This window comes from Streptomyces sp. NPDC044106, assembly GCF_056433985.1.
On the sequence record NZ_JBWKFZ010000025.1, the window covers coordinates 77115 to 91310 of the forward strand.

The 14196-nt window shown below is 70.2% G+C and carries 12 protein-coding genes and 1 pseudogene; 3 read left to right on the top strand and 10 right to left on the bottom strand.

Going from position 1 to position 14196, the window contains the following annotated elements:
* Nucleotides 1-167 precede the first annotated feature (167 nt).
* Together AC07DI_RS33570 and dacB are read right to left on the bottom strand one after the other, a co-directional pair.
* On the bottom strand, nucleotides 168-1298 hold the full coding sequence (locus AC07DI_RS33570; protein ID WP_384259214.1) for a zinc-dependent metalloprotease: 1131 nt from the start codon (nucleotides 1296-1298) through the stop codon (nucleotides 168-170).
* 637 nt (nucleotides 1299-1935) lie between these two features.
* Nucleotides 1936-3441, bottom strand: a complete 1506-nt coding sequence (gene dacB / locus AC07DI_RS33575) for a D-alanyl-D-alanine carboxypeptidase/D-alanyl-D-alanine endopeptidase (protein WP_478908360.1) — start codon at nucleotides 3439-3441, stop codon at nucleotides 1936-1938.
* Nucleotides 3442-3565: 124 nt separating this feature from the next.
* On the opposite strand from dacB, the gene AC07DI_RS33580 reads away from it, so the two are divergent.
* Together AC07DI_RS33580 and AC07DI_RS33585 are read left to right on the top strand one after the other, a co-directional pair.
* Nucleotides 3566-4057, top strand: a complete 492-nt coding sequence (locus AC07DI_RS33580; RefSeq protein WP_055568469.1) for an inorganic diphosphatase — start codon at nucleotides 3566-3568, stop codon at nucleotides 4055-4057.
* A gap of 117 nt (nucleotides 4058-4174) precedes the next feature.
* Nucleotides 4175-5848 carry a threonine/serine exporter family protein gene (locus tag AC07DI_RS33585; RefSeq protein ID WP_478908362.1) on the top strand — a complete coding sequence of 558 codons (1674 nt, stop codon included), beginning with the start codon at nucleotides 4175-4177 and terminating at the stop codon, nucleotides 5846-5848.
* Nucleotides 5849-5954: 106 nt separating this feature from the next.
* On the opposite strand, the pseudogene AC07DI_RS33590 reads toward AC07DI_RS33585, so the two are convergent.
* The 8 genes and pseudogenes from AC07DI_RS33590 to AC07DI_RS33625 form a co-directional block, all read right to left on the bottom strand.
* Nucleotides 5955-6578, bottom strand: a pseudogene (locus tag AC07DI_RS33590) (DedA family protein); the annotation flags it as partial.
* Nucleotides 6579-6804: 226 nt separating this feature from the next.
* Nucleotides 6805-7563, bottom strand: a complete 759-nt coding sequence (locus tag AC07DI_RS33595) for a MerR family transcriptional regulator (RefSeq protein WP_478908364.1) — start codon at nucleotides 7561-7563, stop codon at nucleotides 6805-6807.
* Nucleotides 7564-7664: 101 nt separating this feature from the next.
* Nucleotides 7665-8483, bottom strand: coding sequence for an ABC transporter permease (locus tag AC07DI_RS33600; RefSeq protein WP_478908396.1), 819 nt, complete (start codon nucleotides 8481-8483; stop codon nucleotides 7665-7667).
* An 11-nt stretch (nucleotides 8484-8494) separates the two neighbouring features.
* Nucleotides 8495-9475 (bottom strand): ATP-binding cassette domain-containing protein, encoded by a 981-nt coding sequence (locus AC07DI_RS33605; protein ID WP_478908366.1) that lies wholly within the window; start codon nucleotides 9473-9475, stop codon nucleotides 8495-8497.
* Between the two features lie 87 nt (nucleotides 9476-9562).
* Entirely contained in the window at nucleotides 9563-10204 is a 642-nt protein-coding gene (locus AC07DI_RS33610) for a PadR family transcriptional regulator (protein WP_478908368.1), read from the bottom strand.
* A 97-nt stretch (nucleotides 10205-10301) separates the two neighbouring features.
* Nucleotides 10302-10844, bottom strand: a complete 543-nt coding sequence (locus AC07DI_RS33615) for a DinB family protein (protein WP_384258292.1) — start codon at nucleotides 10842-10844, stop codon at nucleotides 10302-10304.
* 154 nt (nucleotides 10845-10998) lie between these two features.
* On the bottom strand, nucleotides 10999-12456 hold the full coding sequence (locus tag AC07DI_RS33620) for an aldehyde dehydrogenase family protein (protein WP_478908370.1): 1458 nt from the start codon (nucleotides 12454-12456) through the stop codon (nucleotides 10999-11001).
* 80 nt (nucleotides 12457-12536) lie between these two features.
* Complete coding sequence (locus AC07DI_RS33625; RefSeq protein WP_384258296.1) at nucleotides 12537-13400, bottom strand: helix-turn-helix domain-containing protein; 864 nt, start codon at nucleotides 13398-13400, stop codon at nucleotides 12537-12539.
* Nucleotides 13401-13702: 302 nt separating this feature from the next.
* Between AC07DI_RS33625 and AC07DI_RS33630 the strand changes: the two genes are divergently transcribed.
* Entirely contained in the window at nucleotides 13703-14191 is a 489-nt protein-coding gene (locus AC07DI_RS33630; RefSeq protein WP_478908372.1) for an ATP-binding protein, read from the top strand.
* The last annotated feature ends 5 nt before the right edge of the window (nucleotides 14192-14196 follow it).

Below are 14196 nucleotides of genomic sequence, written 5' to 3' on the forward strand. Positions count from 1 at the left end.
ACCCGGACCCCTCGGGGTCCTTCTTCCCTCAAGTCCGGTCACTCAGAGTGCGTCGATGGTGACAGAGCCGAGCCGTTCCCCGAGCATTGCACGCCTACCCATCGCCTACGGTCCCTCGGACGGGTGATTACGGGGGCGTTCTCCTGCCGTCGGCCGCATCCGGCTTCTCAGTCTCCCTTACGGTGCACCCTCGCGACCCAGTCCGCCGGTTTGGCGATCTCGGCCTTGGTGGGAAGTGTGTTCGGCGAGGTCCATACGCGGTTGAAGCCGTCCATACCGACCTCGTCGACGACCGCGCGCACGAAGCGCTCGCCGTCCCTGTACTGCCGCAGCTTCGCGTCGAGGCCGAGGAGTTTGCGCAGGGCCTGGTCGAGGCGGCTCGCGCCGCGCGCCCGCCGCTCCTTGAACTTCTCGCGGATCTCGCCGACGGAGGGCACCACGTCCGGTCCCACGCCGTCCATCACGAAGTCCGCGTGGCCCTCCAGGAGGGACATCACGGCGGTCAGGCGGGCCAAGATCTCGCGCTGGGCGGGGGTCTGCACCAGCTCGACGAGGGAGCGGCCCCCTTCGGTGGACTCCTCGCCCTCCGTCTCGCCCCGGCCGCCCGCGAGCGACTGGGCGGCCTCCCTCATCCGCTCGAGGAACGTCATCGGGTCGACCTCGGTCTCGCCGAGGAACGACTGGATCTCGCCTTCGAGGTGGTCCCGCAGCCAGGGCACGGCGGTGAACTGGGTGCGGTGCGTCTCCTCGTGGAGGCAGACCCAGAGCCGGAAGTCGTGCGGGTCCACGTCCAGCTCCCGCTCGACGTGCACGATGTTCGGCGCGACGAGGAGCAGTCTGCCGCCGCCGCTCGCGCTCGCGGGCAGGTCGCGGGTGGCCGGGGCGAAGGTCTCGTACTGGCCGAGGACGCGCGAGGCGAGGAAGGACAGGAGCATGCCCAGCTCCACGCCGGTCACCTTGCCGCCGACCGCGCCGAGGACGGCGCCGCCCGGGCCGCTGCCGCGCTTGTCCTGCATCTTGTCGAGGAGGGGCTTGAGGAGCTCCCGGAAACCGGCGACGTTCGCCTTGATCCAGCCGGCCCTGTCCACCACGAGGACCGGGGTGTCGTGAGTGTCCTGTGAGCCCATCCTCGTGAAGGCACGGACGTGCTCCTCCGAGGCCTTGGCGTGCCGACGGAGCTCGGCGACGACGGCGCGTGCCTCGTCCCGGCTCACTTCTGGGCCCGGCCGCACGAGCCGGGTCGCGGTCGCCACCGCGAGATTCCAGTCGACCATCTCCGCACCACCGATGCTCGTCATGCGTCAACGGTACGTGTTCGCTCCCTCTGGTGGAGGGGCTTGCACCCCTGACGTTGCCCGGGAGCGTGGCCCCTAGGGGACCGGAGTTCGGGTGGGATGGGAGGAGATGGGATGGGGAGGGGTGGGGTGGGGCGGAGTGGCTGGTGGGGTGTGGGGGTCGCTTCTTCGACTGTCCGCCGTGCGTGGCTGGGCGCGCCGTTCCCCGCGCCCCTGGAGGGCTCGCCTCTGTTCCTCGGCTGCCCGCCGTGCGTGGCTGAGCGCGCCGTTCCCCGCGCCCCTGAAGGGCTCGCCTCTGTTCCTCGGCTGCCCGCCGTGCGTGGCTGAGCGCGCCGTTCCCCGCGCCCCTGGAGGGCTCGCCTCTGTTCCTCAGCTGCCCGCCGTGCGTGGCCGAGCGCGCCGTTCCCCGCGCCCCTGGGGGGGGCTCGCCTCTGTTCCTCAGCTGCCCGCCGTGCGTGGCTGAGCGCGCCGTTCCCCGCGCCCCTGGCCGCGCCGGGGCGGAACCCGCTGGTGTGGCCGGGCTCCGGGTCCTCAGGGGCGCGGGGAACTGCGCGAGCAACCACACACCGCGGTCAGCCGCGCGACAAACAGCAAGTGGGCGCGCAGGCGCAGGGCCACCGTGCGGGACGCGCAGACGAGGTCAGCGGTCCGCGCGGCAGCCGCAGTTGGCGACGGTGGACGCCATGTGGTCCAGCGTGGACTGCGCCGCCTGGGGATCGGTCGTGCCCGTGGTCATGAAGGCGAAGACCAGGAGACGGCCGTCCGCGTCCACCACCGTGCCCGCGAGACTGTTCACCCCCGTGAGCGTGCCGGTCTTGGCGCGGACGACGCCCGTGCCCGGGGAGTCCTTGGGGTAGCGGTCGACGAGCGTGCCGGTGAAGCCCGCCACCGGCAGGCCCGTCACCACGGAGCGCAGGCCGGGGCGGGACGGGTCGGCGGCGCGGTCCAGGAGGGTCGCCAGGAGTTCGGCGGAGACGCGGTCCGCGCGGTCCAGGCCGCTGCCGTCGGTGAACTTGGCCCCCGAGAGGGGGAGCCTCAGCTCGGACAGCCGGGCGCGGACCGCCCGGCCCGCCCCCTCGAAGCTCGCCGGCTCCTTCGCGGCGACGGCCGCCTGGCGGGCCAGCGCCTCGGCGATGTCGTTGTCGCTGTGCGTCAGCATCCGCTCGACCAGGGCCGACAGGGGAGGCGACTCGACCTTGGCGAGGGCGGTGGCGCGGGGCGGGGCCTTGGCGGGGCCGGGGTCCGACGTGACGGTGACACCGTGGTCCTTGAGGAAGCCCGCGAACTTCTTCGCCGCGTCACCCGCCGGGTCCTCCGCGCGCGGGGCAGGCCCGCTGGAGGAGTCGTCGAGCCGTCCCTCGTCGGTCATCAGGGCGCTGACCGGCGTGATGTTCTCGTTGGGGCCGATGGGGTGCAGCGCGGGTCCGGAGTACAGCGACGTGTCGTACGAGAGCTTCGCCTTGTCGATACGGCGGCTCTTCAGGGAGCGCGCCGTGTCCTCGGCGAGGGTCCGCAGGCTCGCCGCGGTGTCGGTGTAGCGGCCGTCCTTGCGGGCGGTCAGCGTGGGGTCGCCGCCGCCGACGAGGACCACGTCGGGCGCGCCGGAGGTGTCGGGTCCGAGCACCGTCTTCGTGGTGATGCGGTGGTCGGGACCGGCCGCGGAGAGCGCCGCGACCGCCGTGGCGATCTTGATCGTCGAGGCGGGGGTGAGGCCGTCGCCCGCGCCCTTGCCGTAGACCCGTTTCCCCGAGGCCGCGTCCAGCACGACGGCGGACCGCTCGGGTCCGAGCGCCGGGTCCTTCAGGAGCGGATCGAGTACGTCGGCGAGCGAGCTGTGTGTCGGCGCGGGCGCCGCCCCGGCGGGCGCGCCGAGACCGGCGAGCACGGAAGGGGCGCTCGGGGCGGCTTCGGGCGACCCTTCGGGCCCGCGACCCGCGTGATCTGCGCCACCCAGGGCCTCCTGGGAAGCGGCCCGGTCCCGCTCCGCCGTACGCTGACCGGAGGAGTCCCAAGGGCCGGAAGCGGCTACCGCCCCGACCGCGATGACCAGGCCGAACGCGGCGGAAACCGCCGTGAGCCGCCATGTCGTGAGCTTTCCGGAGAACCCGGCGAGCTGGGTGGCGAAGGGCTTTGGCAGCTGTCTCAAAAGCTGTCGAGGCCGTTGCCAAGGCTTGAGCTCCGGCACGACGACCAGCCCCTTTCGCGATCACACATCTGCGTGAGGGACACTTAATCACCCGAAGTATGTGCTGATCATGGAGGAGCCACCCGTGGAGTTCGACGTCACCATCGAGATTCCGAAGGGTTCGCGGAACAAGTACGAGGTGGACCACGAGACCGGCCGGATCCGTCTGGACCGTCGCCTCTTCACGTCGACCAGCTACCCCGCGGACTACGGCTTCGTCGAGAACACCCTCGGCGAGGACGGTGACCCGCTGGACGCACTCGTCATCCTGGACGAGCCGACCTTCCCGGGCTGCCTCATCAAGTGCCGCGCGATCGGCATGTTCCGGATGACCGACGAGGCGGGCGGCGACGACAAGCTGCTCTGCGTCCCGGCCTCCGACCCCCGTGTGGAGCACCTGCGGGACATCCACCACGTCTCCGAGTTCGACCGCCTGGAGATCCAGCACTTCTTCGAGGTCTACAAGGACCTGGAGCCCGGCAAGTCCGTCGAGGGCGCCGACTGGGTCGGCCGCACGGACGCCGAGGCCGAGATCGAGCGTTCCTACAAGCGCTTCAAGGACGAGGGCGGCCACTGAGCCACTTGCTCCTGACGGGCCGCGCGACCTGGGGGGTCACGCGGCCCGTTCGTGTATCTGTGCCCATACTGGCCATACGGAGGGTGCGTACGAGTCTTATGAGAAGTGAGGGCATCAGTGGCCGAGCAGGAGGCCGAGGACCGCAAGCCTCAGTCGGACGAAGCCCGCAGTGCCTTCGTGCAGCCCAGTGGTGTGGCGGCGCAGGCGCCGGCCGCTGAGGACGAGTCCCAGACCACGTCCGAGTTCGCTCTGCCGACCGGTCTCGCCACCCCGTCCACCACGACTCAGGAGACCGAGAAGTCGGCGTTCACCCCGCCGCACACCTACAGCGCGCGCAACGCCCCGCAGGCCTTCACGCCCGCGCAGGGCATCCCCCTGGTGAAGCTCACCAAGGAGGTGCCCTGGCAGGACCAGATGCGCACGATGCTGCGCATGCCGGTCACCGAGCGGCCCGCTCCGGAGGCCGCGCAGAAGCAGGAGGACGAGACCGGCCCGGCCGTGCCGCGCGTGCTCGACCTGACGCTGCGTATCGGCGAGCTGCTGCTCGCGGGCGGCGAGGGCGCGGAGGACGTGGAGGCGGCGATGTTCGCCGTCTGCCGCTCGTACGGTCTGGACCGCTGCGAGCCGAACGTGACGTTCACGCTCCTGTCGATCTCGCACCAGCCCTCCCTCGTGGACGACCCCGTCACGGCATCGAGGACGGTGCGCCGCCGGGGCACCGACTACACCCGGCTCGCGGCCGTCTTCCACCTGGTGGACGACATCAGCGACCCGGACATCGAGGTCTCCCTGGAGGAGGCCTACCGCCGTCTCGCGGGCATCCGGCGCAACCGCCACCCCTACCCCGGCTGGGCGCTCACGGCCGCCAGTGGGCTGCTGGCGGGCTCCGCGTCGGTGCTTGTGGGCGGTGGCGCGCTCGTGTTCCTCGTGGCCGCTGTGGGCGCGATGCTCGGCGACCGGCTCGCGTGGCTGTGCGCGGGGCGCGGGCTGCCGGAGTTCTACCAGTTCGTGGGCGCCGCGATGCCGCCGGCCGGCATGGGCGTGGCGCTCAGCTTCGTGCACACCGAGGCGTCGATGGCGTCGGCGGTCATCACCGGTGGACTCTTCGCGCTGATCCCCGGGCGGGCCCTGGTGGCGGGTGTGCAGGACGGTCTGACCGGCTACTACATCACCGCGGCCGCCCGCCTGCTCGAGGTCATGTACCTCATCGTGGGCATCGTCTGCGGTGTGCTGCTCGTGCTGTCGCTCGGCGTGATGTTCGACGCGACGAATCTGACTCCGGAGACGAAGTTCGGCGTGACGTCGTCGCGGCCGATCATCCAGATCCTGGCGTCGATGGCGCTGAGTCTCGCCTTCGCCATCCTGCTTCAGCAGGAACGTAACACCGTGCTGATCGTGACCCTCAACGGCGGCATCGCCTGGGTGATGTTCGGCGCCCTCGCGCAGACCCCGCTGGAGCTCTCGCCCGTCGCCGCGACGGCCGTGGCGGCCGGGCTCGTGGGGCTGTTCGGGCAGCTCTTCTCGCGCTACCGGTTCGCATCGTCACTCCCCTATGTGACGGCCGCGATCGGCCCGCTGCTGCCCGGTAGCGCGACGTACTTCGGGCTGCTCGCCCTGGCGCAGAACGACCTGAACACCGGGATGAACTCGCTCACCAGGGCCGTCGCGACGGCCCTGGCCATCGCGATCGGCGTGAACCTGGGGAGCGAGGTCTCCCGGCTCATCCTGAAGGTGCCGGGGGCCGCCTCCGCGGCCAATCGCCGTGCGGCGAAGCGGACCAGGGGCTTCTGACCTGCGGGCCGGGCGCCTGCGGGCCAGGCGCCCGTGGCCTGTGCCCTGTGGTCTAACGCTTCGCGTGACGGCCGCGCAGGGCCGGGCCGCCCTCGGCCGTCGCCGCCTTCTTGGACTTGCTGCGCGCCCGCAGGAACTCGATGGCGATCGGCACCACCGAGACGAGGACGATCAGGATCAGGATCGCCTCGATGTTCTTGTGGACGAACTCGATGTTGCCGAGCCAGGAGCCGAGCAGCGTGACGCCGGCGCCCCACAGGACACCGCCGATGATGTTGAAGGTGATGAACGAGCGGTACCGCATCCCGGAGACGCCGGCGATGATCGGCGTGAACGTCCGCACGATCGGCACGAAGCGGGCCAGGACCAGGGACTTCGGGCCGTACTTCTCGAAGAAGTCGTGGGCCTTGACCACATTCTCCTGCTTGAAGAGCTTGGAGTCCGGGCGGTTGAAGAGCGAGGGGCCGACCTTCTTGCCGAAGAGGTAGCCCGCCTGGTCGCCGAGGATCGCCGCGACGCAGATCAGCAGCACCGCGAGCCAGAGCGGGAAGTCGAGCTTGTGCGTGGTGATCAGCAGGCCCGTGGTGAACAGCAGCGAGTCGCCCGGCAGGAAGAAGCCGATGAGCAGCCCCGACTCCGCGAAGACGATCAGGAGCAGACCCCAGATGCCGAACTGGTTCAGCAGATGATCCGGATCCAGCCAGCTTGGTCCGAGCGCAAGCGTCGTCACGGTTCCGGGCTCCTGAGGGTGAGGGGGCGGTGCGGCGGCGGGTGCAGCCGCCCAAAGTTATCAACGTGGGGCGGCCCGGCCGCGTTCCACCGTCCTTCTCAGGATGCACTGGGCGACAACTGGGACAAACCCGCGTGGTGCGGGGACCGCCCGCCGCGGTAAGGACCACCCGCCATGGTCGGGTGCCCCTTACCGCGTACGTACCCTTACGGAGTGCCCGTGCGTGTCACTCGCCGCGCGCCGCGTTCGCCAGGATCGCATCCCTCAGGTAGACCGCGAGCCCGGGCCTGATGGCCTCGTAGAAGGCCGTGAAGCGCTCGTCCGACACGTACATCTCACCGAGGCAGGTGTGCATCTCCCGCGAGCACGTGTAGTGGTTCGCCGAGATGAAGAGGCGGTGCTCCTCCGCGACGTCCATGGCCTCGGTGGAGTCGGCGGGGACGCCCCGGGCCAGCAGGTCGCCCACGCGCGCGTGCACCGCGTTGAACTCGTCGTTGATGCGCTTCCAGTCCTCCTTGGTGTACGAGGCGGACTTGCGCTGCGACTCCCGGTAGGCCTCCGTGTCGCCCCAGCGCTCCTCCACCTCCTGCGCGTACTGGTCGGGGTCGTGGTCCCCGAAGACCTCGAACTTCTCCTCGGGCGTGAGGTTGATGCCCATCTTCTTCGCCTCCATGGCGGTCTCGACGGCGGCGGCCATCTCCTGGAGCCGGTGGATGCGCGCGGTCAGCAGCTGGTGCTGGCGGCGCAGGTGCTCCCGGGGGTTCACGTCCGGGTCGTCCAGGAGGGACGCCACCTCGTCGAGGGGGAAGCCGAGCTCCCGGTAGAACAGGATCTGCTGCAGCCGGTCGAGGTCCGCGTCGTCGTAGCGCCGGTGACCCGCGTGGCTGCGCCCGCCGGGCACGAGCAGGCCGATCTCGTCGTAGTGGTGCAGCGTGCGCACCGTCACTCCGGCGAAACCGGCGACCTGTCCCACGGAGTAGCCCATGGCTTCCGCCCTTCTTCTTTCGGTACGCCGATCAGCCTGCGTCCTCACGCCACGTGAGGTGCAAGTCCGCGCCGCCGGCCCGCCCGGCCACCGGTCACCCGCTACCGGCCCAGCGCCGCGAACCTGCGGACCGCCAACGGCAGGAATACCCCCACGAGCACCACCGGCCACAACACCGCCAGGAGCCCCGCGTGTTCTGCCGCCCAGGAGGTCTCCGCCACCCCCGGGTCGTTGCCGAAGAGGTCACGGACCGCGGTGGCCGTCGCGGACAGCGGGTTCCACTCGACCACGGTCCCCAGCCAGCCCGGCATGTTCTCCGGCACCGTGAAGGCGTTGGAGAGGAAGCCGACCGGCCAGACCAGGATCTGCACGGCCGTCACCAGCTCCGGCTTTCCCGCGATCATCGCCAGGTGGATACCGAGCCACAGCATCGCGAAGCGCAGCATCAGGAGCAGCCCGACGCCCGCGAGCACCGCCCAGAACGAGCCGTGCCAGCGCCAGCCGATCGCGAGCCCGACGCCCATGAGCACCATCAGCGAGACGAACGACTGGAGCATGTCGGCGACCGAACGCCCCACGAGCACCGCGCCGTTGGCCATCGGCATGGAGCGGAACCGGTCGATCACGCCCTTGTTCAGGTCCTGGGTGACCGCGAGCATCGTCGCGTCGAGCCCGAAGACCATCGTCAGCGCGAACATGCCGGGCACCAGGAACTCGGCGTACTCCCCCGCGATGCCCTTTCCGCCGCCGATCAGATAGGTGAACATCAGCAGTAGCATCACCGGGAAGACCAGGCCCACCAGGACCTGCACGGGCTGCCGCGCCCAGTGGGCGAGTTCGCGCCGCGTCATGGTCCAGGAGTCGGCCAGGGCCCACCCCGCCGACGTACCCCTCGCCACGGCCGATGTACCGCGCGCCATATACGTACTGCTCACACAGCCCCCTTCATGCGTTCCCCGTCTTGCGTACGTCCCTCGCGCCCCGCAGACCCCGTGGGCCCTGTAAGGCTCAGGAACACCTCGTCCAGCGTGGGCCTGCGCAGCGCCACGTCCTCGGCGTCGATGCCCGCGTCCAGCAGCGCCCGTACGACGCCCGTGAGGGCCTCCATGCGGTCCGTGACGGGCGCGGACACCATGCGGCGGTCCGCGTCCACCGTGGCGCCGTGCGGCAGCAGCTCGGCCGTGCGCGGCAGGTGCGCCGCGTCCCGCACCACCACGTCGATCCGGTCGCCGCCCAGCTTCCCCTTGAGGTCGTCCGCCGTGCCCTCCGCGACGACCCGGCCCCCGTCGATCACCGACATCCGGTCGGCCAGCTGATCCGCCTCCTCCAGGTACTGCGTCGTCAGGAGCACGGTGGTGCCGCCGCCGACCAGCGAGCGCACCGAGTCCCACACCTCCGCGCGGCCACGCGGGTCCAGGCCCGTGGTGGGCTCGTCCAGGAAGAGCACCTCGGGGTCCGTGACCAGGGAGGCCGCGAGGTCCAGGCGGCGCCGCATGCCGCCGCTGTACTGCTTGACGGCCTTCCGGCCGGTGTCCGCGAGGCCGAACCGCTCCAGGAGCTCATCGGCCCGCACGCGCGCGTGGCGGGCGCCCAGGTGGTGCAGCCGCCCGAACATGTCCAGGTTCTGCCGGCCGCTCAGCTCCTCGTCCACCGCGGCGTGCTGCCCGAGCAGGCCGATGCGCCTGCGCACCTCGTCGGGCCTGCGCCGCACGTCACACCCCGCGACCTCCACGCGCCCCTCGTCCGCCCGGAGCAGGGTGGCGAGCACCCGCACCGCCGTGGTCTTGCCCGCGCCGTTCGGCCCGAGGACGCCGTGGACCGTGCCGCGCCCCGCCACCAGGTCGAGGCCGTCGAGTGCGACCTTCTCCCCGAACCGCTTCCGTACCCCTTCGACGACGATCGCGTCCGCCATCCGACTCCCTTCACGCCCACACGCCACCTAGTCAAACTTGACTAGATGAAGAAAGGTATCCCCACCCAAGCGATTCGTCAAACTTGATTAGTCGCGATCCCCCGGATGCGGCTCGCCCTTCCCGTAAGGGTTCTCCTCGCCATCGGCGAGCACGCCGACGAACGGCTCGCCCTCGCCGGCGAAGGTGTAGGCGCCGCCCTCGATCCGCTCGATCAGGCCCCGCGCCCACTCCATGCCACCGTCGGCCGTGTGCACCCAGTAGTTCATGATCTCGCCGATGTGGCCGAGCTGGCCGGGCCCCTCCTCGGGCGTGTAGTACTCGGTGACGGTCTTGCGCCACTCCTCCATGGCACGCACCCGTTCGCGGAGCAGCGCGACCGCCTCGTCCCGCGGCAGGTCCACGATGACGCCCAGGGCCGCCGTGAGCACGTCCGGCCGCTGGTCGTACGTGGACAGGGCACCGCGGAGCAGCCTGAAGTACTCCTCGGTGCCCTTCTCCGTGACCTCGTACTCGGTGCGCGGCGGGCCGCCCACGGTGGACGGCGCGATCTCGTGCGCGTACAGGAAGCCCTGCTTCGCCAGCTGCTTCAGCGCGTGGTAGATCGAGCCCGGCTTGGCGTTGGACCACTCATGGGCGCCCCAGTACTCCAGGTCGTTGCGGACCTGGTAGCCGTGGGCGCGGCCGTGCTGGCGCACGGCCCCGAGAACCAGCAGCCGGATCGCTGACATGCACCGCGCCTTCCCTGAACACCTCAGTCATCAACTTTGACTAGGGTACGGGGTGCGGGATACGAGGTAAGGGGCACGGGGGCTGGACCCTGCGGGGTCAGGAGCCGTCCCGCTCCAGGGCGACCAGCTCGAAGGCCGTCCTGCCGTCCAGGGACTCGCGGACGATGTCGGCGTGGCCCGCGTGCCGGGCGATCTCCTCGACGAGGTGCAGCATCATCCAGCGCATGGACACCACGCCGTCCTTCGGGAACCACGGCGCCTCGGGCAGCGGGAAGGTGTCGTCGAGGCTCGGCACCCCGCGGATGAACTCCTCGGTCTGGCGGGCGACCTCGTCCCAGAAGCCCAGGGCCTCCGCGACCGTCTCGCCCTCCACGAGGCGGAAGCTCTCGCCCCAGGTCTCCTGCGTGCGGGCGCGGTCGTTCGGCTTCTGCTGGGCCATGCGCAGCCAGTTCAGCTCGGTCTCTGCGACGTGCTTCACGAGTCCGCCGAGGGACAGCTCGCTCGCGCTGGGGCGGGCGTTCGCCTGCTCGGCGGTCAGGCCGATGACCGAGCGGCGCAGGCCGCCGCGCTGGGCCTCCACGAAGGCGAGCAGGGCGCCGCGCTCGTCGCCGTGAGCTTCCGCGCTGACGTGGGTGACCATGGTGTCCGCCTCTCTCCGGCCCGCTTGCACGGGCTGTTCCGCCGGGGCTTTTCCGACACCGCAGACGCTACGGAGCCTTGCGGTCAGGTTCTGTCCGCAAGGCTCCGGGTGACTCCGTACGTGAGGGCCCGTCTTCGAGTGCTCAGATGAGTGCTCAGAACGGGAAGCGCGACCTGCCGTGCTGCACCGAGATCCACTTCTGGGTGGTGAAGGCGTCCACCGTCGCCTCGCCGTTCAGCCGTCCGACGCCGGAGTTCTTCTCGCCGCCGAACGGCACGATCGCCTCGTCGTGCACGGTGCCGTCGTTCACGTGGACCATGCCGGTCCTGATCCGCCGGGCGACGCGTACGCCACGCTCGGTGTCGGCGGTGTGCACCGCGCCGCTCAGGCCGTACGGGGTGTCGTTGGCGATGCGTACCGCCTCGTCCTCGCCGTCGAAGGGCATGAGCAGGGCGACCGGGCCGAAGATCTCCTGGTGCCGGACCGGCGAGTCGTCCGGCAGGTCCGTGAGGATCGAGGGGGCGACCAGATTGCCGTCCGTGCGCCCGTGCAGAAGGGCCTTCGCGCCCGCCGCGACGGCCTGGTCGACGACGGCCGAAACGGCGTCCGCCTGCGAGGAGTTGATGAGCGGACCGATGTGGGTCGCGGGGTCCGCCGGGTCGCCGACCTTCAGGCTCGCGACCTTCTCGACGAACTTCCCGGTGAACTCCGCCTCCACGGAGCGGTCCACGAGGATGCGGTTGGCGGCCATGCAGACCTGGCCCTGGTGCACGAAGCGGCTGAAGACCGCCGCGTCCACGGCGTAGTCGATGTCGGCGTCGTCCAGGACGATCAGCGCGCTGTTGCCGCCCATCTCCAGGACCGAGCGCTTGAAGTGCGAGGCGCAGACGGTGGCCACGTGGCGGCCGACGCGGTCCGAGCCGGTAAAGGAGATGACGCTCGGCACGGGGTGCTCGATGAGGGCGTCGCCTATCTCGGCTATGTCCGTGATCACGACGTTGAGCAGGCCGGCGGGCAGGCCCGCGTCCTCGAAGATCTTCGCGAGCAGGCTGCCGCCGATCACCGGGGCGTTCTGGTGCGGCTTGAGCACCACCGCGTTGCCGAGGGCGAGAGCGGGGGCGACGGTCTTGAGCGACAGGAACAGCGGGAAGTTGAAGGGGCTGATGACGCCCACGACGCCGACCGGCTCGCGGTAGAGGCGGTTCTCCTTGCCGTCCTCGGGCGAGGGCAGGACCCGGCCCTCGGGGCGCAGCGCGAAGTGCACCGACTCGCGCAGGAACTCCTTGGTGAGGTGGATCTCGAAGGCCGCCTTGAGCCGGGTGCCGCCCAGCTCGGCGATGATCGCCTCGGTGATCTCTTCCTCGCGGTCCTCGACGATCCGCAGCGCGCGCTCGAACACCGCCCGTCGCGTGTACGGATTGGTCGCGGCCCATTCCCGCTGCGCGCGCTCCGCCGCGCGGTAGGCCTGGTCGACCTCGTCGGCGGTGGCCACCGTGATGGACGCCAGCTTCTCCCCGTCGTACGGATTGAAGTCGATGATGTCCCAGGACCCCGACCCGGCCTTCCACTCCCCGTCGATGTACTGATGAGCCAGGTCGGTGAAGAAGGACATGAGAGGGACACCCCTTGCCGCGGCAGCAGACGGACGCAAACGGAAGCAGACACCTGATCTGGCGTCATAGTACTTACGTTTCAGGTGAGTTGGAGTAGACCACGCAAGAGATCCCGGCTGCCGACCGGATCGGGGCTGTCCTTCTGCAGTTGCGCCACCACCCGTTCGTACTGGGCGACTTCCTCCGCCTTGTCGAGGTAGAGGGCGCCGGTGAGCTGCTCCACGTACACGACGTCGGAGAGGTCGGACTCGGGGAAGCTCAGCATGGTGAAGGCGCCGCTCTCGCCCGCGTGCCCGCCGAAGCTGAAGGGCATCACCTGGAGCGTGACGTTCGGGCGCTCGGAGATCTCGATGAGGTGCTGTATCTGACCGCGCATCACCTCCCGGTCGCCGTAGGGGCGTCGGAGCGCCGCCTCGTCGAGGACGCAGTGGAAGCGGGGGGCGTGCTCGGAGGCGAGGAGCTTCTGCCGCTCCAGGCGCAGCGCCACGCGCCGGTCGATCTCGCCCCGGCTCGCACCCTTCATGCCGCGTGCGACGACCGCGTGCGCGTACGCCTCGGTCTGCAACAGGCCGTTGACGAACTGGACTTCGTAGACGCGGATGAGCGAGGCGGCGCCCTCCAGGCCGATGTACGTCTGGAACCAGCCGGGCAGGACGTCCGAGTAACTGTGCCACCAGCCCGTGAGGTTGGCCTCCTTGGCGAGCGAGAGGAGCGCGCCGCGCTCGGCCTCGTCCGTGACGCCGTAGAGCGTCAGAAGGTCCTCTACGTCCCTGGACTTGAAGCTCACCCGTCCCAACTCCATGCGGCTGATCTTCGACTCGGAGGCGCGGATCGAGTATCCGGCCGCTTCTCGGGTGATGCCGCGCGACTCCCTGAGCCGCCTCAGCTGTGAGCCCAGCAGGATGCGCCGTACCACTGAGCCGCTCGACTCCCCTGCGGTCACTTCGCTCAATCCTCCCCATCGACTGGAAGCCAGCAGTCTGCCATTAAACGCTTCGGGCCGTACACGTCCGGTTACAGAAACGGAAAGCCTACGAAAGGCCTCCACAAGAATTCGGAGGAAGAAATGGGCAAGAACCAGCACGGTATCGACCAAGTCCGGCGCGTGCACGTGCATCTGCCCTTGCATCTGCTGTACGCATTCGGAACCATGGTCCGCGCGCCACCGCTGTACCGACCGCACCATCGGCGACCGACCGCGCCATTGCTCCATCGCTATGACCGCGAAACCGGGGAGTGCCTCGCATGGGGACGAATGGATCGACCATGCTCGAGCCGTTGAGGCAGGGGCTACCTCCGATCGACCCATCGGCCGTCTCCGACGCGGCGTCCGTCGCACTCCCCGCCCGTTACGAAGCGGTGGGCAGCGCACGGCAGTTCACCCGCAAGACGCTCGGCACCTGGGACCTCGAGGAGCGGTTCGACGACATAGCGCTGGTCGTCTCCGAACTCGTCACCAACGCGCTGCGCCACGCGCTGCCCTCGGACACGCCGCGCGACCCCCAGGAGCCGCCGGTGCGGCTGCACCTGATGCGCTGGGCGTCCCGGCTGGTGTGCGCGGTACGCGATCCCAGCGACGACAGTCCGGTCACGCGCGACGCCGACGACGACTTCTCCGCGGAGTCGGGCCGCGGCCTGTTCCTCGTCGACTCCTTCAGCGACAGCTGGGGCTGGCACCCGCTCGCCGGCGCACTGCGCGGCAAGGTGGTCTGGGCGCTGTTCCGGCTGGGTTGAGGGTG

Excerpts from the sequence above, each read along its gene's own strand:
- AC07DI_RS33600 (WP_478908396.1), bottom strand. The coding sequence starts at position 8,483 with ATGGCGCGCGGTACATCGGCCGTGGCGAGGGGTACGTCGGCGGGGTGG.
- AC07DI_RS33620 (WP_478908370.1), bottom strand. The coding sequence starts at position 12,456 with ATGTCCTTCTTCACCGACCTGGCTCATCAGTACATCGACGGGGAGTGG.
- AC07DI_RS33615 (WP_384258292.1), bottom strand. The coding sequence starts at position 10,844 with ATGGTCACCCACGTCAGCGCGGAAGCTCACGGCGACGAGCGCGGCGCC.
- AC07DI_RS33610 (WP_478908368.1), bottom strand. The coding sequence starts at position 10,204 with ATGTCAGCGATCCGGCTGCTGGTTCTCGGGGCCGTGCGCCAGCACGGC.
- AC07DI_RS33605 (WP_478908366.1), bottom strand. The coding sequence starts at position 9,475 with ATGGCGGACGCGATCGTCGTCGAAGGGGTACGGAAGCGGTTCGGGGAG.
- AC07DI_RS33570 (WP_384259214.1), bottom strand. The coding sequence starts at position 1,298 with ATGACGAGCATCGGTGGTGCGGAGATGGTCGACTGGAATCTCGCGGTG.
- AC07DI_RS33630 (WP_478908372.1), top strand. The coding sequence starts at position 13,703 with ATGGGGACGAATGGATCGACCATGCTCGAGCCGTTGAGGCAGGGGCTA.
- AC07DI_RS33595 (WP_478908364.1), bottom strand. The coding sequence starts at position 7,563 with ATGGGCTACTCCGTGGGACAGGTCGCCGGTTTCGCCGGAGTGACGGTG.